This window comes from Glaciihabitans sp. INWT7, assembly GCF_014217685.1.
Lineage (GTDB): Bacteria > Actinomycetota > Actinomycetes > Actinomycetales > Microbacteriaceae > Lacisediminihabitans.
The window spans coordinates 2,104,890-2,125,021 of the sequence record NZ_CP043653.1 but is presented as its reverse complement, the minus strand read 5'-3'; the positions used below and the strand labels follow the sequence as shown (position 1 = coordinate 2,125,021).

23 protein-coding genes and 1 tRNA gene are annotated in these 20,132 nt (G+C 67.2%); 13 read left to right on the top strand and 11 right to left on the bottom strand.

The window, feature by feature from the left end:
- Nucleotides 1-19: 19 nt before the first annotated feature.
- Nucleotides 20-91 (top strand) — tRNA-Arg (locus F1C58_RS10330).
- A gap of 42 nt (nt 92-133) precedes the next feature.
- Here the strand turns inward: F1C58_RS10330 and F1C58_RS10325 are convergent.
- The 3 genes from F1C58_RS10325 to F1C58_RS10315 all read right to left on the bottom strand — a co-directional run bounded on the left by F1C58_RS10325 (nt 134) and on the right by F1C58_RS10315 (nt 2,899).
- On the bottom strand, nt 134-1,444 hold the full coding sequence (locus F1C58_RS10325) for a hypothetical protein (RefSeq protein WP_185201031.1): 1,311 nt from the start codon (nt 1,442-1,444) through the stop codon (nt 134-136).
- Nucleotides 1,445-1,548: 104 nt separating this feature from the next.
- Nucleotides 1,549-1,794 carry a hypothetical protein gene (locus tag F1C58_RS10320; RefSeq protein WP_185201030.1) on the bottom strand — a complete coding sequence of 82 codons (246 nt, stop codon included), beginning with the start codon at nt 1,792-1,794 and terminating at the stop codon, nt 1,549-1,551.
- A gap of 97 nt (nt 1,795-1,891) precedes the next feature.
- Nucleotides 1,892-2,899 (bottom strand): aldo/keto reductase, encoded by a 1,008-nt coding sequence (locus F1C58_RS10315; RefSeq protein WP_185201029.1) that lies wholly within the window; start codon nt 2,897-2,899, stop codon nt 1,892-1,894.
- 109 nt (nt 2,900-3,008) lie between these two features.
- Between F1C58_RS10315 and msrA the strand changes: the two genes are divergently transcribed.
- Nucleotides 3,009-3,536, top strand: coding sequence for a peptide-methionine (S)-S-oxide reductase MsrA (msrA, locus tag F1C58_RS10310; protein WP_185201028.1), 528 nt, complete (start codon nt 3,009-3,011; stop codon nt 3,534-3,536).
- Nucleotides 3,537-3,542: 6 nt separating this feature from the next.
- Here the strand turns inward: msrA and F1C58_RS10305 are convergent, their stop codons facing one another.
- Complete coding sequence (locus F1C58_RS10305) at nt 3,543-4,592, bottom strand: LLM class F420-dependent oxidoreductase (RefSeq protein WP_185201027.1); 1,050 nt, start codon at nt 4,590-4,592, stop codon at nt 3,543-3,545.
- 116 nt (nt 4,593-4,708) lie between these two features.
- Here F1C58_RS10305 and F1C58_RS10300 point away from each other — a divergent pair, with 116 nt between their 5' ends.
- The 3 genes from F1C58_RS10300 (at nt 4,709) to F1C58_RS10290 (ending at nt 5,913) form a co-directional block, all read left to right on the top strand.
- Nucleotides 4,709-4,948 (top strand): methyltransferase, encoded by a 240-nt coding sequence (locus F1C58_RS10300; protein ID WP_255461067.1) that lies wholly within the window; start codon nt 4,709-4,711, stop codon nt 4,946-4,948.
- An 88-nt stretch (nt 4,949-5,036) separates the two neighbouring features.
- Nucleotides 5,037-5,297, top strand: a complete 261-nt coding sequence (locus F1C58_RS10295; protein WP_185201025.1) for a hypothetical protein — start codon at nt 5,037-5,039, stop codon at nt 5,295-5,297.
- Nucleotides 5,298-5,364: 67 nt separating this feature from the next.
- Nucleotides 5,365-5,913: a single-stranded DNA-binding protein gene (locus tag F1C58_RS10290; RefSeq protein ID WP_185201024.1), complete on the top strand. Its 549-nt coding sequence runs from the start codon at nt 5,365-5,367 to the stop codon at nt 5,911-5,913.
- A 6-nt stretch (nt 5,914-5,919) separates the two neighbouring features.
- On the opposite strand, the gene F1C58_RS10285 is transcribed toward F1C58_RS10290, so the two are convergent.
- Entirely contained in the window at nt 5,920-7,926 is a 2,007-nt protein-coding gene (locus tag F1C58_RS10285) for an acetyl/propionyl/methylcrotonyl-CoA carboxylase subunit alpha (protein ID WP_255461066.1), read from the bottom strand.
- 5 nt (nt 7,927-7,931) lie between these two features.
- Complete coding sequence (locus tag F1C58_RS10280) at nt 7,932-9,539, bottom strand: carboxyl transferase domain-containing protein (protein WP_185201023.1); 1,608 nt, start codon at nt 9,537-9,539, stop codon at nt 7,932-7,934.
- Between the two features lie 155 nt (nt 9,540-9,694).
- On the opposite strand from F1C58_RS10280, the gene F1C58_RS10275 reads away from it, so the two are divergent.
- The 3 genes from F1C58_RS10275 to F1C58_RS10265 all read left to right on the top strand — a co-directional run bounded on the left by F1C58_RS10275 (nt 9,695) and on the right by F1C58_RS10265 (nt 12,724).
- Nucleotides 9,695-10,177 carry a hypothetical protein gene (locus tag F1C58_RS10275; RefSeq protein WP_185201022.1) on the top strand — a complete coding sequence of 161 codons (483 nt, stop codon included), beginning with the start codon at nt 9,695-9,697 and terminating at the stop codon, nt 10,175-10,177.
- Nucleotides 10,178-10,556: 379 nt separating this feature from the next.
- The gene (gene ettA / locus F1C58_RS10270; protein ID WP_185201021.1) at nt 10,557-12,239 is read left to right on the top strand and encodes an energy-dependent translational throttle protein EttA; all 1,683 of its coding nucleotides are present in this window, start codon (nt 10,557-10,559) and stop codon (nt 12,237-12,239) included.
- Between the two features lie 5 nt (nt 12,240-12,244).
- Nucleotides 12,245-12,724: a thioesterase family protein gene (locus F1C58_RS10265; protein ID WP_185201020.1), complete on the top strand. Its 480-nt coding sequence runs from the start codon at nt 12,245-12,247 to the stop codon at nt 12,722-12,724.
- A 20-nt stretch (nt 12,725-12,744) separates the two neighbouring features.
- Here F1C58_RS10265 and F1C58_RS10260 read toward each other — a convergent pair whose 3' ends face one another.
- Together F1C58_RS10260 and F1C58_RS10255 are read right to left on the bottom strand one after the other, a co-directional pair.
- A complete protein-coding gene (locus F1C58_RS10260; protein WP_185201019.1) occupies nt 12,745-13,251 on the bottom strand; it encodes a DUF2231 domain-containing protein in 507 nt (168 codons plus the stop codon).
- The gene (locus tag F1C58_RS10255) at nt 13,251-13,700 is read right to left on the bottom strand and encodes a Rieske (2Fe-2S) protein (protein ID WP_185201018.1); all 450 of its coding nucleotides are present in this window, start codon (nt 13,698-13,700) and stop codon (nt 13,251-13,253) included. Before F1C58_RS10255 ends, F1C58_RS10260 begins: the two co-directional genes overlap by 1 nt.
- A gap of 144 nt (nt 13,701-13,844) precedes the next feature.
- Between F1C58_RS10255 and F1C58_RS10250 the strand changes: the two genes are divergently transcribed.
- The 3 genes from F1C58_RS10250 to F1C58_RS10240 are packed head-to-tail and all read left to right on the top strand — an operon-like array spanning nt 13,845 to nt 15,624.
- Nucleotides 13,845-14,351, top strand: coding sequence for a sigma-70 family RNA polymerase sigma factor (locus F1C58_RS10250; RefSeq protein WP_185201017.1), 507 nt, complete (start codon nt 13,845-13,847; stop codon nt 14,349-14,351).
- Nucleotides 14,348-15,058, top strand: coding sequence for an anti-sigma factor (locus F1C58_RS10245; protein ID WP_185201016.1), 711 nt, complete (start codon nt 14,348-14,350; stop codon nt 15,056-15,058). Before F1C58_RS10250 ends, F1C58_RS10245 begins: the two co-directional genes overlap by 4 nt.
- Nucleotides 15,059-15,105: 47 nt before the next feature.
- Nucleotides 15,106-15,624, top strand: coding sequence for a hypothetical protein (locus F1C58_RS10240; RefSeq protein WP_185201015.1), 519 nt, complete (start codon nt 15,106-15,108; stop codon nt 15,622-15,624).
- 6 nt (nt 15,625-15,630) lie between these two features.
- Here F1C58_RS10240 and F1C58_RS10235 read toward each other — a convergent pair whose 3' ends face one another.
- Nucleotides 15,631-16,503 (bottom strand): acyl-CoA thioesterase II, encoded by an 873-nt coding sequence (locus F1C58_RS10235; RefSeq protein WP_185201014.1) that lies wholly within the window; start codon nt 16,501-16,503, stop codon nt 15,631-15,633.
- A 69-nt stretch (nt 16,504-16,572) separates the two neighbouring features.
- On the opposite strand from F1C58_RS10235, the gene F1C58_RS10230 reads away from it, so the two are divergent.
- Together F1C58_RS10230 and F1C58_RS10225 are read left to right on the top strand one after the other, a co-directional pair.
- Entirely contained in the window at nt 16,573-17,265 is a 693-nt protein-coding gene (locus F1C58_RS10230) for a hypothetical protein (RefSeq protein ID WP_185201013.1), read from the top strand.
- 38 nt (nt 17,266-17,303) lie between these two features.
- A complete protein-coding gene (locus F1C58_RS10225; RefSeq protein ID WP_185201012.1) occupies nt 17,304-17,981 on the top strand; it encodes an NUDIX domain-containing protein in 678 nt (225 codons plus the stop codon).
- Here F1C58_RS10225 and F1C58_RS10220 read toward each other — a convergent pair.
- Nucleotides 17,965-18,384: a nitroreductase family deazaflavin-dependent oxidoreductase gene (locus tag F1C58_RS10220; RefSeq protein WP_185201011.1), complete on the bottom strand. Its 420-nt coding sequence runs from the start codon at nt 18,382-18,384 to the stop codon at nt 17,965-17,967. The genes F1C58_RS10225 and F1C58_RS10220 overlap by 17 nt on opposite strands.
- Before the next feature lie 80 nt (nt 18,385-18,464).
- On the bottom strand, nt 18,465-20,123 hold the full coding sequence (locus F1C58_RS10215) for an FAD-binding dehydrogenase (protein WP_185201010.1): 1,659 nt from the start codon (nt 20,121-20,123) through the stop codon (nt 18,465-18,467).
- Between the last annotated feature and the right edge of the window lie 9 nt (nt 20,124-20,132).

The following is a 20,132-nucleotide window of genomic DNA, read 5'->3' as shown; positions in this document are numbered from 1 at the left end:
GTAATCTGGGGACCGTCCTCCCCCCGTAGCTCAGCGGAAGAGCGTGTGGTTTCTACCCACTTGGCCGGGGGTTCGAATCCCTCCGGGGGGACCCAGCGGCAGTCCGTGCGTTGTTCTTCGTGCCCGATTCGGGTCAGCCGCGCCACTCGTCGTGATTGTGCTCGTGGTGCTGATGATCGTCGTGGGTGTTCTCGTGGTCACCATGATTGTGGTCGTCGGACCCGACGTTCTCATCCCCTCCAGAATCATGCGAGGCATCCCCGGGCTCGGTATCCGACTCGACGATTTCACCGTCGATGATGTGCGCCTCGGCCGGGGAGGGTTCGATGTGGTCGGGCTCAGTGTGCTCGGGCTCCGGGTCCTCGCTCCCCGGAAACGCGGACTCGGCAGGGTCCGGAGTGGTGCTGTGCGGCTCTGCGGCACTCTGTGGCGAATTACCTCCGAAGATGGATGCCTCAGAGACATCATGCGAGGAGGTGTCGGCCGGCTCCACGAGAGGATGCGGCTCATCGCCGGCGAGCATCGCGGCCTCAGCCGGAACGGCGGCCTCAGCGGAAATGACGGCTTCGGGCGAGCTGAATTTCGGTTCGGTCAGCCGAGCAGCGGGTACCTCGGGCCCTGCTGCAGCTCTTTCGAGGCGAGCGGCGTCGTCCGCGGCGGCTTCGGCGGGGGAGGGCACCGCCCTGTTCGGCGGATCTACCTCCGTCTCGACGGTTGCTGCGACGGGGGCGGCGGCGGCGGCGAGGCCGGCGGCAGTGACTCCGGTGGCAGCGGCGGCGGCTCCGGCAGCGACGGGCGCAGTGGACTCGACCAGCGGAGCCTGGATGGGCGCGGGCGACGGCGGACGCGTGAACGGGGTGGTCGTCACCGTGGTGATCGGTCCCGTCTCGGTCACCTGCTGGGCGGCCCACTTCTGCTGCTGGTGCACGAGTTCCTGCTCGCTCGCCGAGGAGTCATAGGCCCAGGAGTCGAGGTCGTTCTTGAAGAGCTTCTTGGCGCGGCTCGGTCGACCCTGCCATTCGATCAGGCGGTCGCGGAAGACGAGCAGGGACTGCTCGGCCTGGAAACTGAACGAGATGGCGTTCCGCTTCATCCCCGCGATCTCGTGCCGCGACCAGTCGGCTGCGAGCGCGGTGCCCGCGATCGGCAGAAGGCGCAGGCGGATCTCGGCGTCGCCGATCAGGTGGTCGATGTGCTGCTGCTCGGGGGCCGGGAGTGTGTTCCAGACGGCAGCCTTACGCGCCGCGCTGATGAGAGCGGTGACGGCGGATGCCCGCACCTCCCGCTCACTCAGCTCGATCACTTTGCGGGCCGACGCGCGCCCGATCGCGGCAGCGACGATGCCCGCCACCACGATCGCGACGAACGGGATGACCGCTGTCGACACGATGCGCCAACCGTCGTCGGAGTTGAGCCAGTCGAGAAAGTCGGTCCACCATTGCATGGACGAACTTTAACCCGGCCACAGGCGACATTCAGCAATCGCTCGTGGCGAGTCTCCAACTGGTCTCGGACCGGTTCAACCGCGGGGATCCCGGAGACGGGGAATCAGAAGCCGAAACAATCCACCGCGTCATCCATGCTCCAGAATTCGCCCATCTCCACGAAGCGGCGCTGGCGCGCGATGAACCGTTTGGCGCGGAAGCGCAGTCCCGCGCGAACCCGGAACTGCTCGACGTAGCCGAGTACGTCGCCCGAGGGGCGCGTCACCCGCCACAGCTCGTCGTGCAATTGCACGAGGTGGAGCCCGGGGCGGGTGACGGCCTGAGAGCCGGTGAAAGCCAGAGTGGTCATGCGCGTTCCTTCACGTCTCGAGGATGCCCTCGAGTGTCAGCCGGCCCGGTTGTCTGTGTGGTGTTCACAGTAGGTCGGGCCGCCGACATCGGCGCCGCTACCGGTCGCTCGTGCCGTCTACCGCGAATGGCTCGATCGCGGCGACTTCCTCGTCGGTGAGCGGAGCGCTCGACAGCGCCGCGATGTTGTTCTCCAGCTGGGCGACGCTCGACGCGCCGATGAGAGCCGATGTCACCTGCGGATGACGCAGCACCCACGTCAGCGCGAGTTGCGCGAGGCTCTGGCCGCGGCCCTTCGCGATCTCGTTGAGGGCATTCGCGCGCTCGAGGTAGAGCTCACTGATGTTTTCGGAGTTGATCCACCGGCCTTCTGCCGCCCGGGAACCCGCCGGGATGCCGCGAAGATACCGGTCGGTGAGCATGCCCTGGGCGAGGGGCGAGAAGACGATGCTGCCCATGCCGAGATCATCCAGAACCGGAAGCAGACCCTCGGTCTCGATGTGGCGGTCGAACATGTTGAAGCGCGGCTGATGGATGAGCAGCGGGATCTTGTACTCGGCGAGAGCTCTGTACGCGGCGAGGGTCTGCTCGGTGTTGTAGTTCGAGATGCCGGCGTAGAGCGCGCGACCTGAGGTGACGGCGGTGGCGAGCGCGCCCATCGTCTCCTCGATCGGGGTTTCCGGGTCGGGGCGGTGGGAGTAGAAGATGTCCACATAGTCGAGTCCCATCCGACCGAGGCTGGCGTCGAGCGAGGAGAGCATGTACTTGCGCGATCCCCATTCCCCGTAGGGCCCATCCCACATGTCGTAGCCGGCCTTGGTGGAGATGATGAGCTCGTCGCGGTGCGGGCGGAAGTCGTCGGCGAAGATGCGTCCGAAGTTGGTCTCGGCACTCCCCGCGGGCGGACCGTAGTTGTTTGCGAGGTCGAAGTGGGTGACACCGAGGTCGAAGGCGCGGCGCAGGATGGCGCGCTGCGTGTCGATCGGACGATCGAATCCGAAGTTGTTCCACAGGCCGAGCGAGACGGCGGGCAGCTTCAGGCCACTGCGGCCGACGCGGTCATAGTCGAGGGACTGGTAGCGGTCTGGATTGGCGACATAGGTCATGATCCAAGCCTAGAGGCGGCTGTGAGTGAGGAATGGTGCCGGGTGGCATGGTGTTGTCTTGAGAGGCAGCGATGCTGCCACCCCCATAAGCGGAAAGTAGGCTCCTCGCATGCAAACATTCGTACTCGCCGGTGGCTGTTTCTGGTGTCTCGACGCGGTGTACCGCACCCTTCGCGGGGTGAGCGACGTCGTTTCCGGTTACACCGGAGGTGTCACCAAGAACCCCGACTACGACGCCGTCTGCACCGGGATGACCGGCCACGCCGAGGCGGTCGAGGTCACCTTCGATCCCGAGATCATCCCGGCCGATGTCATCCTCGACGTCTTCTTCTCATTGCACGACCCACGCCAGCTCAATCGGCAGGGCAACGATGTCGGCACGCAGTACCGCTCGGCCATGTTCTACGCGGATGACGCCCAGAAGCAGCAGTTCGAGACCGCTCGCGATCGCGCATCCGAATACTGGGATGGCGGTCTCGTCACCGAGATCTCGCCGCTGGGCACCTGGTACGAGGCCGAGAAGTATCACCAGGACTTCTTCGCCAAGAACCCGGGCCAGGGCTACTGCATGGCGGTGGCGCTTCCCAAGGTGAACAAGATCCGCAAGTCCTTCGCGGAGTACGTGCTCGCCTCCTGAGCGACGCTAGCCCAGGATGGCGCGGAGGGCCTCGAGTTGCTCGATGCGCTCCGACCGTGACGACGCAAGCGGCTTGACCGAGATCGTCGTGACCCCGGAGGCGAGGAGTGCGTCCACACGGGCGTGCACCTCGCCTTCGGTGCCGATGAGAGCCGTGCCCGACACGAGCTGTTCCGGCAGCGCCGCTGCCGCCTCGGCTTTGCGGCCCGTGAGATACAGCTCCTGCACGCTTCTCGCTTCGTCGCCGAAACCGTATCCGACAGCGAGATCGTTGTAGAAATTCGCACCCCGGGCACCCATCCCTCCGACGTAGAGCGCGACATTCTGTCGGTACGCCTCCACGGCACGGTCGGGATGGTCTCCGAGGTAGAACGGCATCTGAGCCGTGACGTCGAGAGGCCCGAGATCGGGGGAGCGCCGTGCCTTTCCCTCCGCGAGGGCAACGCCCCAGGCGGCATCCGCCTTCTCCGGCAGGTAGAAGAGCGGCAGCCAGCCGTCCGCGATCTCGGCAGCCTGTGCCACGGCCTTCGGGGTGAGGGCGGCGATCGAGATGGGGATGGACTCGCGCACAGGCTGATTGATGATCTTGAGCGGCTTTCCGAGCCCCCGGCCCTCGCTCGCCGGCAGCGGGATCGTGTAGAGCGCTCCGTGGAAGTCCAGGCGCTCACGTCGCCAGATGGCCCGACAGATCTCCACGTTCTCGCGGATGCGGCCGAGAGGCGCGCTGAACGGCACTCCGTGGAATCCCTCGATCACCTGGGCTCCGGAGGATCCGATCCCCAGTTCGAAGCGGCCGCGCGATACCGAGTCGAGCCCCGCCGCCGTCATGGCGAGCAGGGCCGGAGTGCGGGAGAAGATCGGCAGGATTCCGGAGGCGAGGGTCATGGTCGAGGTGATCGCGGCGAGATACCCGAGCTGGCTCACGGCATCGAAGGAGTAGGCCTCCGCCACTGTGACGAGGTCGACGCCGGCGCGCTCGAATTCGGTGACCTCGGCCGCGTTCGCGGTGAAGTCGTCCGCGTAGTCGAAGACGACTCCGAGTCGGGTGGAGGGCATCGGTGGTCTCCTCGGTGTTCATGAAATTGACAGTTCACGCAGCGTGACGATCGCAGCGCACAGACTTAGGCTATTCCTGCCGGCATGGATCGGCAGGTGTGATCAAAAGGAGCTCAATGATGAGCAACACAATGCAGTCAACGTCTGATTCCCACGTGCTGACGGGCAACCGTTGGGTGGCGATGGGCCCGGCCGGTGCCGTGGGGTCCGTGCACAGCGTCGAGGGTGGATTCACCTTCAAACTGATGACGGATGCCGGCTACCGCGGCATCTATCCGACACTGGATGTCGCCAAAAGCGCGCTCTACGCGAGCCTGCTCCCCGGCTCGGAGTGGCCGGAGTTCCGGGAGCACTGAGCCCTGGGGAATTTCCTCTTGGCGTGTCGCGCCGCGGTCACCTACAGTCGACTATCGAACAAAGTTTCGAATGTCGGAGGTGGGAAAGATGACGCTGGTTGGCGCGACAGTGACGGTGTGGACCGGAGCCGAGGGCATTCCGGAGCAATTCGTGTGGGCGGGCAGCCGTTTCCGCGTGACGGATACGCCCACCCCCCTCGACGTCGACTATGCGGCGATCACCCATCCCGGCGCGATGCCGCTCGGGTGGCGGTTTCAGGGCACCTCCGACAGCGGGGACTGCCGCATGTTCGATGTGCTCTACGACGCGGCCCGGGGCGAATGGCAACTCCTCCACACCTACCTCTGAGGCTGGGTTCTCCCCGTCCTCGAGGGGATGGACCGGCCGGCCCTCGGCGCCGGACCACACTTGCCGCATGACCGACACCATCACACTCACCGGCTTTGTGGCCACCGTCCCGAATCACCTCGTCACGGGCGAGGGGCTTCCCATCACCAGCTTTCGGCTGGCCTCCACGCAACGTTGCTTCGACCGCTCCCGCAACCTGTGGGTCGACAACGGCACCAACTGGTACACCGTCACATCGTTCCGGCAGCTCGCGCTCAATGCCAACAGCTCGATCAGGAAGGGCGAGCGGGTGATCGTCACCGGTCGCCTCCGCATCCGGGACTGGGCCGCCGGCGACAAGGTGGGCACGTCCATCGAGATCGATGCCGATTCCATCGGCCACGACCTCACCTGGGGCACGGCGTCGTTCACCCGCGGCCTGTCGAGCGGCACCGTCGATTCCTCCGCTCGGGTGGGCGCGGATGCCTCGGCATCCGATCCGTCCGCGACGACCGTGGCGATCTCCCCGGAGAACGGCTGGCCGACCGCGACCCCGGGCGCTCCAGATGAGACGGAGGCACGCGATGGGGACGATCTGGTGGGCGCGGCAGTGCAGGGCCCGGAGGCACCGTTCTAGTGGCCCTCAGTCGGCGGCAGGCGGCACCACCATCGCCAGCAGTTGGTCGCGGGCGACCTGGGTGCCCACCGTCGCGTGCAACTCGACCCGCCCGGCGGTCGTCGCCCGCAGAACGTGCTCCATCTTCATGGCTTCCACCACGATGATCGCCGCACCCTCCTCGACCAGATCGCCGTCATTCACCGCGATCGCCACCACGGCACCGGGCATCGGTGAGCGCAGTTCTGGCACCGCTATCGCGTCCGCCGCGGCGCGAGGAGCAGTGGTCACCCGACTGATGGTCCACGACCGCCCGTCTTCGACCAGGAACAGAACGTCGTCACAGAAAAGCCAGCACGATTCGACCGATCGACCACCGAGGGTAGTGCGACAGGCGAGGCCATCCGTATCTTCGGTTCGTCGGATGCTGGCGGTGAGCGGGGGCTGCCCGTTCACGCTCACCGTTGCCCGCTGGGGAGTGCCCCACACCGCGACCACCTGCTCTGACTCTGTGCCGGAGACTCGGAGGCGGAAGAGTGTCGCAGCGTGAGCGCCGATCCTCCATCCGTCCCTGGCCTGCCACGGCGACTCCGGGGTTTCTCGGCCGGAAGCCGCGAACAGGATGAGTGCGGCGCGCGAGAGCAACCCGTCGTCGACGGTGGCGAAGTCGAGGGTGCTGAGGCGGCGGCCGATCAGTTCCGTGTCGAGTCGCCCCGCCGCGACGTCCTCGTCGGCGAGCAGCAGTCCGAGAAACTCGATGTTCGTCGTGACGCCCACTATCGCCGTCTGCCGCAGCGCTCCGCGCAGGCGAGCAAGGGCACCGTCTCGGTCGGGAGCCCATGCGATCACTTTCGACAGCATCGGGTCGTAGTCTGCCGACACGTCGAGTCCCTCGATGAGAGAGCTGTCCACCCGGATGCCATCGCCGCGCGCTTCGCGCAACCCGAGCACCCGGCCCCCCGAGGGGAGGAACCCGCTCTGCGGGTCTTCGGCGTAGATGCGTGCTTCGATCGCGTGACCCGCGAGGCGCACCTCCGCCTGGCCGAAATCGAGGGGCTCGCCGGCCGCGATGCGCAGCTGCCACTCGACGAGGTCGATACCGGTCACCAACTCCGTGACCGGATGTTCCACCTGCAGCCGGGTGTTCATCTCCATGAAGAAGAACTCCTCCGGCGCGTCTGCGGAGACGATGAACTCGACTGTTCCGGCACCCCGATAGCCGACGCTGCGGGCCGTCTCACAGGCGGCCTCGCCGATCCGTGCGCGGGTCGCCTCGTCCAGGAGGGGGGAGGGCGCCTCCTCGATCACCTTCTGGTGGCGCCGCTGTAGCGAGCATTCGCGCTCGCCGAGGTGCACCGTCGTGCCGTCGTTGTCGGCGAGCACCTGCACCTCGATGTGGCGTGGGCGGGAGACGAATCGCTCGATGAAGATCGTGTCGTCGCCGAATGACGACAGCGCTTCGCGTCGGGCGGAGGCGATCGCTTCGGCCAGCTGCTCCGGTCCATCGACCACGTGCATGCCCTTGCCGCCGCCACCGGCGGAGGGCTTGACCAGGAGCGGGAATCCCACCGCGAGCGCTGCCGCGGCGAGCTCGGAGTCGCTGAGCTCGGGATCCGCGACACCAGGAACCACCGGGACTCCGCGCCCGGCGACCTGCTTCTTGGCACGGATCTTGTCACCCATCACCGCGATGGCCTCCACTCCCGGGCCGATGAAGACGAGGCCGGAGCTGGCGCACGCCTCGGCGAACTCCGCGTTTTCGGCGAGGAATCCATAGCCGGGATGCACCGCATCGGCTCCCGTGTCGAGGGCGGCCTGGACGATGCGGGGGATGTTCAAGTAGCTGTCGGCCGCGTTGGCGGTGCCGAGGCGCACCGCGGCATCCGCCAGCGAGACGTGCCGCGCCCCCGCATCCGCGTCGCTGTAGACGGCGACGGAGCGGATGCCGAGCGAGCGCAGCGTGCGGATGATGCGGCAGGCGATCTCGCCGCGATTGGCCACGAGTACGGCGTCGAACATGGTGGGGGAAGGCATCCGGGTCACATCCGAAAGACGCCGTAGGAGACGTCGTCCAGGGGGGCGTGCGAGCACACCTCGAGGGCGAGGCCGACGACGGTGCGAGTGTCGGCCGGGTCGATGATGCCGTCGTCCCACAGCCGGGCCGTCGAGTAGTAGGGATCGCCCTGTCGTTCGTACTGCTCGGTGATGGGGGCGCGGAAGGCGACATCCTCCTCGTCGGTCCAGGTCGCTCCGCTGGATTCCGCCTGCTCGCGTCGGATGGTGGCGAGCACCGAGGCCGCCTGCGGGCCGCCCATCACGGAGATGCGACTCGCCGGCCACATCCAGAGGAATCGCGGGGAGAAGGCGCGACCGGCCATGGAGTAGTTGCCTGCGCCGAACGACCCGCCCACCACTACCGTCAGCTTCGGAACCCGGGCGCAAGCCACGGCAGTGACCATCTTCGCCCCGTGTTTGGCGATGCCTCCGGCCTCGTATTCGCGCCCGACCATGAAGCCGGTGATGTTCTGCAGGAACAGCAGGGGGATCTTGCGCTGGTCGCACAGTTCGATGAAGTGCGCACCCTTCTGGGCCGACTCGCTGAACAGCACCCCGTTGTTGGCGACGATGCCCACCGGATGGCCATGGATGTGAGCGAATCCGGTGACGAGGGTCTCGCCGTAGTTCTTCTTGAACTCGTGGAACTCGCTGCCATCGATGATTCTCGCGATGATCTCGCGCGCGTCGTAGGGCGACTGAAGGTTCGTCGGCACGACGCCGTAGAGCTCGAGCGGGTCGACAGCCGGCGGGAGCGGGGCGCGCAGATCGTACGGGCGGGGCGCGGCGGGCGGCAGGGTGCCGACGATGTCCCGCACGATTTCCAGCGCATGCTGGTCGTTGTCGGCGAGATGGTCCACCACGCCGGAGAGGCGGGCATGCGTGTCTCCGCCGCCGAGGTCCTCCGCCGTGACGACCTCACCGGTGGCGGCTTTCACGAGCGGAGGCCCGCCGAGGAAGATAGTGCCCTGGCTTCGCACGATCACGGTCTCGTCGCTCATCGCGGGCACGTAGGCGCCGCCGGCGGTGCTCGAGCCGAGCACCGCGGCGATTTGCGGGATGCCGCGCGACGACATCCGCGCCTGGTTGTAGAAGATGCGGCCGAAGTCGTCCCGGTCCGGGAAGACCTCGTCCTGGCGGGGCAGGAAGGCGCCGCCGGAGTCGACGAGGTAGATGCAGGGGAGCAGATTCTGCGCCGCGATCTCCTGCGCCCGGAGGTGTTTCTTCACCGTGAGCGGGTAGTAGGTGCCGCCCTTCACCGTGGCGTCGTTGCAGACGATCATGCAGTGCCGACCGGTGACGAGGCCGATGCCGGCGACGAGCCCGGCGCCCGGAGCCTCATCGTCATAGAGCCCCCAGGCGGCGAGCGGTGCGATCTCGAGGAAGGGGCTGCCGGGATCGAGAAGGTAGTCGATCCGATCCCGTGGCAACAGCTTTCCGCGACCGGTGTGGCGCTCGCGCGCTCGTTCGGAGCCGCCGCGGGATGCCTCGGCCAGCCTGGCCCGCAATTCGGCCGCCAGCGCGCCCTGTGCCGCCGAATTCGCCTGGAACTCGGCACTCGACGCACGTGCAGTGCTGGACAGAGTCTCCATCGACCATTCCGTTTCAGTTAGCGGACGCTAATTGAAACAGGTTAGTGGCGACTAACTGGAAAGTCGAGCGCGGGGGTGTCGGTGGTGGCAGAAGCGGACGAATTAGAATCGCGACGGGGGATCCGCCCCGCACAGCGACTGGGGAGGTCGACCGGATGTCAGCCAGGGGCCGCATGCTGCTCGCCGCACCGCTGCTCCTGCTGGCCGTCACCCTGGCGGGGTGCTCGCCCGCCGCGTCCGCGCCGACTGCGGTGCCCGCATCCGCATCGGCATCCGCCAGCCCGGGCCGCACGGCGACGCCCGCACCGACTCCGAGCTACCGGCCCGACGGCACCGCGCAGGCGAACAAGGCCTGGTTCGATGCGGTCAACACGAAGCTCTTCGCATCGAACGGCGGAGCGAACGGGCGAGCGATCATCGATTCACTGGTCTCCGCGGGCTTCGACAAAGCCGCGATGCAGGTGACGCCCGACAAGACGTCGATCAACGGGGGAGTCGACTCCATCCTCTTCTCGGTGAAGATCGGCGACTCCTGCCTGCTCGGCCAGCACGGCGGAGGCGGGTACAGCAGCGCGGTCGAAAAGGCGCTGTCGAGCGGGCTCTGCCTCATCGGCAAGACCCGCACGATCGACTGGTAGCGAGCGGGTCCGACGCCGCTCGAGGGTGGTGAGTCGCGCGATAGCGGAGGCGTGTTCGGAGTCTCCGGGCGGAGATCCTCGCAACACGCCGTCTGCAGTGCGCCGCTCCCGGCGTGTCGTCCCCGAATCCGCCGTCGGCCCCAGCCGGGCGGAGCGGACGAACCGTGGCGCCCGGCGCGAATCGCGTGTGTAGTCTTACGAGGGAAACTCGAGTCCTGGTGTTCGAAAAGCTGTCCTGACCCGTGACTGCGATCGGCACGACCCACCCGATCGGTCGATAGCGCGGCACGAAAGACCCTGCCCAGCCTGGGCGAGCCGTGCTGCGCGGACAATTCTCGGGCGGTTCGGGTGACGCAGGGCAGCCGCCTAAACTTGCCGCATGGCCGAATTCATTTACTCGATGGTCCGCGCCCGCAAAGCGGTCGGCGACAAGCTCATCCTCGACGACGTCACGATGTCGTTCTTCCCCGGCGCCAAGATCGGCGTGGTCGGGCCGAACGGCGCGGGCAAGTCCACGATCCTCAAGATCATGGCGGGACTCGACACCCCGTCCAACGGGGAAGCGCGACTAAGCCCCGGCTACAGCGTCGGCATCCTGATGCAGGAGCCGGAGCTCGACGAGACCAAGACAGTGCTCGAGAACGTGCAGGAGGGTGTCGGCGAGATCAAGGCGAAGGTCGACCGCTTCAACGAGGTCTCCGCCGCGATGGCGGATCCGGATGCCGACTTCGACTCGCTGCTCGCCGAGATGGGCGTTCTGCAGGAGGCCATCGATGCGGCCGACGCGTGGGACCTCGACTCTCAGCTCGAGCAGGCGATGGATGCCCTGCGCACGCCGCCCGGAGACGCCACCGTCGCGAATCTGTCCGGTGGAGAGAAGCGCCGTGTCGCGCTCACCAAGCTTCTGTTGCAGAAGCCGGACCTGTTGCTGCTCGATGAGCCCACCAACCACCTCGATGCCGAGAGCGTCCTGTGGCTCGAGCAGCACCTCGCGCAGTATCACGGCGCCGTCCTCGCCGTCACTCACGACCGGTACTTCCTCGACCACGTTGCCGAATGGATCGCCGAGGTCGACCGCGGTCACCTCTACCCCTACGAGGGCAACTACTCGACCTACCTCGAGAAGAAGGGCGCGCGCCTCGAAGTGCAGGGCAAGAAGGACGCCAAGCTCGCCAAGCGCCTGTCGAGCGAGCTCGAGTGGGTGCGAAGCAACGCCAAGGGTCGCCAGGTGAAGTCGAAGGCACGCCTCGCGCGTTACGAAGAGATGGCGAGTGAGGCCGAGAAGACCCGCAAGCTCGATTTCGAAGAGCTGGTCATCCCGATCGGTCCGCGTCTCGGCGCCCAGGTGATCGACGCGAAGCGACTGGAGAAGGGCTTCGACGGCCGGGTGCTCATCGACGGGCTGAGCTTCACGCTTCCCCGCAACGGCATCGTCGGTGTGATCGGCCCGAACGGGGTGGGAAAGACCACGCTGTTCAAGACCATCACGGGGCTCGAGTCCCTCGACGGGGGCGACCTGAAGATCGGCGACACCGTCGACATCTCCTACGTCGACCAGGATCGTGGCGGCATCGACCCGACCAAGACGCTCTGGGAGGTCGTGTCCGACGGGCAGGACTACATCCAGGTGGGCAAGACCGAGATCCCGAGCCGCGGCTACGTCTCCCAGTTCGGCTTCAAGGGTCCAGACCAGCAGAAGAAGGCGGGGGTGCTCTCCGGTGGAGAGCGCAACCGCCTCAACCTCGCGCTCACCCTCAAGCAGGGCGGCAACCTGCTGCTGCTCGACGAACCGACGAACGACCTGGACGTGGAGACCCTCGGCAGCCTGGAGAACGCGCTGCTCGAGTTTCCCGGCTGCGCCGTGGTCATCACTCACGATCGGTGGTTCCTCGACCGCATCGCGACCCACATCCTCGCCTACGAGGGCACGGAAGAGAACCCGGGCAACTGGCACTGGTTCGAGGGCAACTTCGAGTCCTACGAAGAGAACAAGATCGCGCGACTCGGACCGGATGCGGCGAAGCCGAACCGCTCTGCCTACCGCAAACTCACCAGGGACTGACGCTCGTGGCGCGGCTGCACATCCCGACGGTGCTGCGGTGGGGCGACCTCGATGCCTACGGGCACGTGAACAACGTCGAGATCCTGCGGCTGCTCGAAGAGGCCCGAGTTCAGGCGCTGTGGATGCCCGATGACGAGGCTGAGCGCGCGGGCACGCCGCCGAGCGCTGTGCTGGATGCGCGGCTCGGGTCACCGACGCTGAGCATCATCGCGCGCACCGAGATCGAGTACCTCGCGACCATCGACTACCGCCGGAGCCCGCTCGACATCCAGGTGTGGATCGGTCGCCTCGGCGGGGCGGATCTCGACGTCTGCTACGAGATCCGGTCGCCGATCGGAGCCGAACCAGCCGAGCTGTACGCCAGGGCCGCCACCCGTGTGGTGCTCTGCGACTCGCAGACGATGAAGCCACGACGGTTGAGCCCGAAGGAGCGCGCCGCGTGGAAGCCATATGTGGAGGAGCCGCCGGTCTTCACCCGCCGCTGAGGTCTACCGCGGCTGCCGCGCTATTTCGGATTCTGGGTGAACGAACCCGTCCAGATCGCCCGCGCGCCGGACTCGCCGATCTGCACCACGGTGACCACCGAACCGACGGCGAGCACCACGACGATCACCGCGAGCGCGACGGTGATGACGAGTCGCGCGGTCTTGCCGGGCACCCGGGCGGCGAACTTCGCATCCGGAGCCGTGACGAAGCGGAACCAGAACCACTGGATCGCGGCGAAGAGGAAGGTCGCGGCGGCCCACGGAAGCAGGGTCTTGCCGATCGCCGCATGCGCCGCGACGAGATCGGTTCGCCCGACCCGCTCCTGCAGCCATTCGCCGGCTTCGGTGGTGATCGGCACGGAGATCAACGCCGCGAGAGCGATGATCGGCGTCACTACCCCGAGGCGCCGGCGGGCGGCGGGCCAGAACGCGGCGAGAACCGTGCAGAGCGCCGCAAGGGGCACGACGATGACGACGAAGTGCACCAGCAGCACATGGACGGGCAGCCCGTTGAATTCGTAGTCCATCAGGCGATGACCACCGAATCCCCGGAGACCTTCACGGGGATGGCGGTGAGGCCGGTCTGTGCGGGACCGTTGAGCACGGCGCCGGTCTCCGCATTGAACTGGGATCCGTGGCAGGGGCAGTCGAATTCCTTCGCCGCGGCTCCCACCGTGCAGCCCTGATGAGGGCAGATCGCGCTGAAGCACATGACCGTGCCTGCAGTGATCTGGGAGAGCAGCACCGGTGCATCGCCGATCTTGGCCGATTTCGTGCCACCGACCGGGATGTCCGCCACCTTCGCGACCTCAGTCCCCGCGGCGATCTTCGCACCGGTAGAGGTGCCGGATCTGCTTCCACTGCCACTCGGGGCGGGCGAACTGCATGCCGCGAGAGCGAGGGCCCCCGCTCCGACGACGGTGGCGCTGCCGGCGCTGATCAGGGCGCGACGGGTGAGAGACGGTGATGCAGTCATGAGCTGATTCCTCCGGGGGATGAGTGGAGAGCGACGTGGAAAGCCTGTCACCTGAATGCACGAATGCGAGCCCGTTTCGGTTCAATTCGGCTGGGAATGAACCGAGAGGCCCCGGACTACGTTGTAACCAGCAGGAGGGTGACGATGGTCGACGAACAGGCGCAACTGCTACGCACGCTTCATGACGAGCACGCGCCCGCCCTCTGGCGGTATGTGGTCTGGCTCACCGGTGACCGACACTTCGCCGAAGACGTGGTGCAGGAGACCCTGATGCGGGCCTGGCGTCGCCCGCAGGTACTGGACCAGAGTGATCACTCGGCGCGCTCGTGGCTGTTCACTGTGGCGCGCAATCTCGTGATCGACGACCGGCGAAGCGCCCACGCGCGGCACGAGATCGCCTCGGAACAGCTCCCCGAACGCCCGGCCGATGACGACACCGATGCGCTGCTGGATGCCTGGCTGGTGTCGGATGCCCTGACAACCCTGTCGACGGATCACCGGCTCGTTGTGATTCACGCGTACTACCTCGGACAGTCGACCGCGGAGACAGCCCGGGCGTTGGAGATCCCGGAGGGCACCGTCAAGTCGCGGTTGCACTACGCGCTCCGTGCCCTCCGGCTGGCCCTGCAGGAACGGGGGGTGACCCAATGACGACCGATGCCTACTCCGACTGGGATGCCGCGTATGTGCTCGGCGCACTGGCCGCAACCGACCGGCGCGAGTTCGAACGCCACCTGGCGGGCTGTGCCGAATGCTCCGCCGCTGTCGCGGAGCTCGCCGGGCTCCCTGGTCTGCTTGCCAAGGTTCCGGTCGGCGAGGTCGAGATGAGCGAGAGGTCTCCGCTCCCCGTTCCGCAGACGCTTCTTCCGCGGTTGGTGCGGTCCGTCGCGCGCCGTCGTCGTCGATCGCGCGCTCTCGTCGTCGGCAGCATCCTCGCTGCTGCCGCCACCGCAGCCGCGATCGTCCTCGCGGTTCCACTCATCCTTCCCACGCCTCCCGCTGTCACCTCGACGGGCAGCGCGTCTGCGATATCCGTCGTGCTCACGCCGGTGGAATCGAGTCCGCTGTATGCCGACGTGAAACTGGTGCCGGAGGGTTGGGGCACGCGCCTCGAATTGAACTGCCGGTACGACGCCACGGCGAGCACCCCTCCCGGGTACAGCAGGGGCGAGGGTGCGGGCTATGCGATGTTCGTGACGGATGCATCCGGGCGGTCCATGCAGGTGGCGACGTGGACGGCCACCCCGGGCAGCACCGTCGAACCCGCTGGCACCACGAGCCTCGCGGTCGCCGACATCAGCTCCGTCGACATCCGATCGGGTTCGGATGGGCGGGTACTGCTTTCGGGGAGCCCCTGAGGCGGCCATCGACATCCGGCTCAGGGTCGGCGAGGCATACTGGCAGCATGACCGATGCGGATGAGATCAGCTCCGATCTCCGGGCGGTGCTCGCGAAGACGATCGAGCGGCTCGAGGCGATGGGTATCGGGGACGAGGCGATCGCCACTCTCCGCCCGGCACGGCGCATCGGCTTCATCCCGCGGCCGGCGGTGATGGACGGCGTCGGGCGCGCCTGGCGGCTCGGCGTGCTGCTTCTCGACCGGGACTGCCGGCTGTTCGCCGTCGGAGGCATCACGCGCGCCATCGAGTTGACCCACGAGACCGTGTACATGAACGCCGAAGCGCTGCATCGGCGGGAATTGCGGGTCGCCGCGACCCGCGGTGGTTTCGCGCTCGGCGACACCGTGAACTTCGACGTGACGGAGATCGCCCTGGATGCCGCGAGCTTGCGCGCCGAGACCGGACCGCTGTCGCTGCGCGGTGACACGGTCATGGTGCGCTGGGTGGCCGGTGAAGGCGATCAGGGACTCGCGAAGCTCGAGTCCTATCTCGCGGAACGCACGAGCATCCTCGCCGGGGACTGAGAGACCTCAGTCGCGACGCGGCACCCGCACCATGCCCTCCTGGGCGACGCTCGCGAGAAGGATCCCGTCGCGACTGAAGATGCGCCCGAGCGAGAGCCCGCGACCGCCCGTGGCGTTGGGGGACTCCTGCGCGTAGAGCATCCACTCGTCGACCCGCCCGAAGCGGTGGAACCACATCGCGTGGTCGAGACTGGCCGCCTTGAGGCCGGGGGTCGACCAGGCGACACCGTGCCGACGGAAGATCGGTTCGAGGATCGAATAGTCGCTCGCGTATGCCAGAGCGGCACGGTGCAGGTCGGGATCGTCCGGAAGCCGACTGGTGGCCTTCAGCCACACGGCCTGGTGGGCCACATGCGGTCCGTCGACGGTGAGGAACACGGGGGAGGGCACGTGACGCATGTCGAACGGGCGGCCCTCTGCCCACTGCTTGGCGATCGGATGGTCGACGGCGCCGAGTACCTGTGCAGCGGTCGGCAAGTCCTCCGGCTGCGGCAGATCTGTCGGCATCTCGACCTGGTGTTCGAGGCCGTCGTCGGAATCCTGGAACGACGCGATCATCGAGAGGATCGGCAACCCGCCCTGGTAGGCCTGCGTGCGTCGCGTCGAGAACGAACGGCCGTCGTGGATGCGGTCGACCGAGAAGGTGATGGGCAGCTCGACATTGCCCGGCCGAAGGAAGTAGCCGTGAAGCGAATGTACCGTGCGCCCCTCGGCGAGGGTGCGCTGCGCGGCCACCAGCGACTGGGCGAGTACCTGCCCGCCGAAGACGCGGCCGAGGGCAGACCACTGGCTCTCGCCGATGAAGATGTCCTCGCTCGTGCGGGCATGCGTATCGGTGAGATCGAGTGCGGAGAGCAGGTCGACGAGTGGGTCGGTCATGGTCTTCTCCCGTGGTCCGGCGGTCACGGGGCAGCGAGATCCCCGGCGCTCCTATAGTTTAGAGAGCAGATGAGCCAGACATTCTCCCTTGTTGACTCCCTCTCCCTCGGCGACCTGCAGGTATTCCTCAGTCGTGCCCAGCGCGTGGAGGATGGTTCGGTGCGCCTGATTGCCGGGCAGGGGGTGCTCGCGGTCTATGTCGCGATACTCGTGCCGGCCGGGTTGCTCGACGAGAGCCCGACGGTGCTCGGGCTGCGCACCTTCGCCCTCAGCGCAGCGGATGATGCGGCGCCGGACTCCTTCGACGCGGTGGTGCCGGTGCGTTCGCTGCTCGAGAGACTCAATCGGCTTCAGAGCGAGATCGTCGACCCGACCGCTCCCGTCACGGTGAACCTGCCCATGCAGGTGAACACGGTCACCTGGGCCGCGATCTCGCCGCCCCGGGGGGGCTGGAAATCCCTCGAGTCGGTGGAGACATCCGTGCTCGAGGCCGTCGCGAAGTCGGGCATCGACGAGGTCGCCGCCGCGATTCCGACGGGCACCGGCGAGCAGATCGTGCAGCGGGTGCGCTCCGAGGTGTGGGGTCACCCGATTCCCGGATTCGAATACGTTCCGGCGGGTGCGGCATTCGCCGGGCTCTCGCTCGGCTTCCTCAGTGGGCCGGCCCCCGTGAAGATCTATGAGACCGGTCCCTGGACCCGACTCACCTCAGACCGGGGTCACGTGCTGGTCAAGCGCCGCGCGTGGAGCCTCCAGCGCTGATCGGCCCGACATGGGCGGAGTGACATGCGCGGAGTGACATGCGCGGTGTAGACGAGCCGGATCATCGCGGTCGCACCGGCCTCGATCGCGCCGGGATCGACCTGGCCGGCAATCCCGACATCACGGTGACGGCCGTCGAGCTCCTCGCCTCTGGCTGGCACGTGCTGAGGAAGACCACCTTCGAGCATCGCCACGCGGACGGCACCGTCACGACCGAGCAGCGCGAGACCTACGACCGCGGCAACGGAGCGACGATCCTGCTCTACGACGCCGTGCGCGCCACTGTGCTGCTCTCGCGGCAGTTCCGTTACCCGGTCTACGTGAACGGGCATCCGGATGGTCTGCTCATCGAGACCGCCGCCGGGCTTCTCGACGACGACGAGCCGGAGGCCGCCATCCGCAGGGAGGCCGAGGAGGAGCTCGGGGTGACTCTCGGCGAGATCGAGCACGTCTTCGACGTCTACATGAGCCCGGGTTCGGTCACCGAACGAGTGCACTTCTTCGCGGCGCCATATTCGCCCGAATCCCGGACCAGCGCGGGTGGCGGTCTGGTGGAGGAGGGTGAGGAGATCGACGTGCTCGAACTCGACTTCGCCGAGTCGTTGCGCATGATCGCGGATGGCCGGATCGCCGACGCGAAGACCATCATGCTGTTGCAGTGGGCCGCCCTCAGCGGACCATTCCGTCGGCCGCGGAAGCTCAGCCCGCCCGAGTGAGCGCCACGATCGGAATGACCCGATCCGTCTTCCGCTGGTATTCGGCGAACCCGGGGTTCGTGCTGCTGAACTTCGTATACAGGCGTTCGCGCAGCTCTCCCGTGACCTGCTCTGCCGTGGCGGTGTAGCTCTCGATCCCGTCATCGGTCGCGGCTTCCACCGAGACCGTCGGGTGGGCGACGAGGTTGTGGAACCAGGCCGGATTGGTCGGGGAGCCCGCCTTGGAGGCGATCACGTAGCTCGTGTCGCCTTCGGCGAAATACATCACGGGGGCGACCCGGCGTTCACCGGACTTCGCGCCCGTCGTCGTGAGGAGCAGCAGCTGCGCTCCGGTGAACGGTCCTCCGACGACCCCGTCGTTGGCGCGGAACTCGGCGATGATCCGGTCGTTGAAATCAGTCATGGTGCCATTGTGCCCGCTCAAAGCGCTCAGAGCGCTCAGAGCGCTCAGAGCGCTCAGAGCGCTCAGAGCGCTCAGAGCGCTCAGAGCGCGCGGGAGACGGCGCGGCCCGCCACCCGACCGGAAAACAGGCAGCCGCCGAGGAAGGTGCCTTCGAGCGAGCGGTAGCCGTGCATCCCGCCGCCGCCGAAGCCGCTCGCTTCTCCCGCCGCATACAGGCCCGGGATCGGCTCGCCGTCTGAGGCGAGCGCGCGGCCGTCGAGATCCGTCTCGATGCCGCCGAGACTCTTGCGGGTGAGGATGTGCAGCTTCACCGCGATGAGCGGACCGGCCTTCGGATCGAGAATGCGATGCGGCGTGGCCACCCTGATGAGCTTGTCGCCCCGGTAGCGACGCGCCTGCCTCAGGGCATTCACCTGCGCATCCTTGGAGAAGTCGTTGGCCAGTTCACGGTCGCGGCCCTCGACCTCCTGCCTCACCCTTTCCGCGTCGATCTCCACCTCCGGGCTGAGCTTCTGCATGCCGGCCAGCAGCTCGTCGAGGGTGTGCGCCACCACGAAGTCGGGTCCCTTCTGCTTGAACGCCTCGACCGGTCCCTGCGCTCCCGGCTGCAGGCGTTTGGCGAGAAGGCGATAGTCCTTGTTGGTGAAGTCGGGGTTCTGTTCACTGCCGGAGAGCGCGAACTCCTTCTCGATGATCTTCTGGGTGAGCACGAACCAACTGTGGTCATGGCCGGTAGCGACGATGTGCTCGAGGGTGCCGAGGGTGTCGAAGCCGGGGAACAGGGGCACTGGCAGGCGGTGGCCGGTGGCATCCAGCCAGAGCGACGACGGCCCGGGGAGGATGCGGATGCCATGGCGCGCCCACACCGGCGCGTAGTTCTCGATCCCCTCCACGTAGTGCCACATGCGGTCGCCGTTGATCAGGTTCGCACCGGCCTTCTCGCTGATCGCGAGCATGCGACCGTCCACGTGCGCGGGCACGCCCGAGAGCAGCTTCCGCGGTGGCGTACCCATTCGCGTCGGCCACTGCTGGCGCACGAGGTCGTGGTTGCCGCCGATGCCGCCGCTGGTCACGATGACGGCAGAGGCGCGCAGTTCGAAGTCGGCGACGACCTCCCGGTTCGAGGGGGCGCCGCGTTCCGCGGCATCCGCGGCGAGCACGGCGCCGCGCACCCCGACGACGGCCCCGTCGTCGACGAGGAGTTCGTCGACCCGGTGGCGGAATGCCAGGGTGACCAGTCCGCTGTCGACTCCCGCGCGAACGCGCCGCACGAAGGGGGCGAGCACGCCGGGGCCGGTGCCCCAGGTGATGTGGAATCTCGGCACCGAGTTTCCGTGTTCGAGGGCCGTGTATCCACCGCGCTCTGCCCAGCCCACCACCGGGAAGAAGCGCATACCCTGCGCCCGCAGCCAGGCTCGCTTCTCTCCGGAGGCGAAGTCGAGATACGCCTCGGCCCACTTCCGCGGCCAGGCATCTTCGTCGCGGTCGAATCCGGCCGTGGCCATCCAGTCCTGCCGCGCGAGTTCGAGTGAGTCGCGCACACCGAGGCGGCGTTGTTCGGGGGAGTCGATGAGAAAGATTCCGCCGAACGACCACCAGGCCTGCCCGCCGAAGCTCGCCTCCGGCTCCTGCTCGAGAATCGTGACCCGCTTGCCGGCATCGACGAGTTCGGCCGCGGCGACGAGCCCGGCAAGGCCGGCGCCGACGATCAGAACGTCAGTGGTGGATGGGTCGGGCATCCGGTGGCT

Excerpts from the sequence above, each read along its gene's own strand:
- F1C58_RS10260 (WP_185201019.1), bottom strand. The coding sequence starts at position 13,251 with ATGGACTACGAATTCAACGGGCTGCCCGTCCATGTGCTGCTGGTGCAC.
- ettA (WP_185201021.1), top strand. The coding sequence starts at position 10,557 with ATGGCCGAATTCATTTACTCGATGGTCCGCGCCCGCAAAGCGGTCGGC.
- F1C58_RS10235 (WP_185201014.1), bottom strand. The coding sequence starts at position 16,503 with ATGACCGACCCACTCGTCGACCTGCTCTCCGCACTCGATCTCACCGAT.
- F1C58_RS10300 (WP_255461067.1), top strand. The coding sequence starts at position 4,709 with ATGATGAGCAACACAATGCAGTCAACGTCTGATTCCCACGTGCTGACG.
- F1C58_RS10285 (WP_255461066.1), bottom strand. The coding sequence starts at position 7,926 with ATGCCTTCCCCCACCATGTTCGACGCCGTACTCGTGGCCAATCGCGGC.
- F1C58_RS10250 (WP_185201017.1), top strand. The coding sequence starts at position 13,845 with ATGGTCGACGAACAGGCGCAACTGCTACGCACGCTTCATGACGAGCAC.
- F1C58_RS10245 (WP_185201016.1), top strand. The coding sequence starts at position 14,348 with ATGACGACCGATGCCTACTCCGACTGGGATGCCGCGTATGTGCTCGGC.
- F1C58_RS10280 (WP_185201023.1), bottom strand. The coding sequence starts at position 9,539 with ATGGAGACTCTGTCCAGCACTGCACGTGCGTCGAGTGCCGAGTTCCAG.
- F1C58_RS10290 (WP_185201024.1), top strand. The coding sequence starts at position 5,365 with ATGACCGACACCATCACACTCACCGGCTTTGTGGCCACCGTCCCGAAT.
- F1C58_RS10215 (WP_185201010.1), bottom strand. The coding sequence starts at position 20,123 with ATGCCCGACCCATCCACCACTGACGTTCTGATCGTCGGCGCCGGCCTT.
- F1C58_RS10225 (WP_185201012.1), top strand. The coding sequence starts at position 17,304 with ATGCGCGGTGTAGACGAGCCGGATCATCGCGGTCGCACCGGCCTCGAT.
- F1C58_RS10220 (WP_185201011.1), bottom strand. The coding sequence starts at position 18,384 with ATGACTGATTTCAACGACCGGATCATCGCCGAGTTCCGCGCCAACGAC.
- F1C58_RS10275 (WP_185201022.1), top strand. The coding sequence starts at position 9,695 with ATGTCAGCCAGGGGCCGCATGCTGCTCGCCGCACCGCTGCTCCTGCTG.
- F1C58_RS10325 (WP_185201031.1), bottom strand. The coding sequence starts at position 1,444 with ATGCAATGGTGGACCGACTTTCTCGACTGGCTCAACTCCGACGACGGT.
- F1C58_RS10295 (WP_185201025.1), top strand. The coding sequence starts at position 5,037 with ATGACGCTGGTTGGCGCGACAGTGACGGTGTGGACCGGAGCCGAGGGC.
- msrA (WP_185201028.1), top strand. The coding sequence starts at position 3,009 with ATGCAAACATTCGTACTCGCCGGTGGCTGTTTCTGGTGTCTCGACGCG.
- F1C58_RS10240 (WP_185201015.1), top strand. The coding sequence starts at position 15,106 with ATGACCGATGCGGATGAGATCAGCTCCGATCTCCGGGCGGTGCTCGCG.
- F1C58_RS10230 (WP_185201013.1), top strand. The coding sequence starts at position 16,573 with ATGAGCCAGACATTCTCCCTTGTTGACTCCCTCTCCCTCGGCGACCTG.
- F1C58_RS10320 (WP_185201030.1), bottom strand. The coding sequence starts at position 1,794 with ATGACCACTCTGGCTTTCACCGGCTCTCAGGCCGTCACCCGCCCCGGG.
- F1C58_RS10255 (WP_185201018.1), bottom strand. The coding sequence starts at position 13,700 with ATGACTGCATCACCGTCTCTCACCCGTCGCGCCCTGATCAGCGCCGGC.
- F1C58_RS10305 (WP_185201027.1), bottom strand. The coding sequence starts at position 4,592 with ATGCCCTCCACCCGACTCGGAGTCGTCTTCGACTACGCGGACGACTTC.
- F1C58_RS10315 (WP_185201029.1), bottom strand. The coding sequence starts at position 2,899 with ATGACCTATGTCGCCAATCCAGACCGCTACCAGTCCCTCGACTATGAC.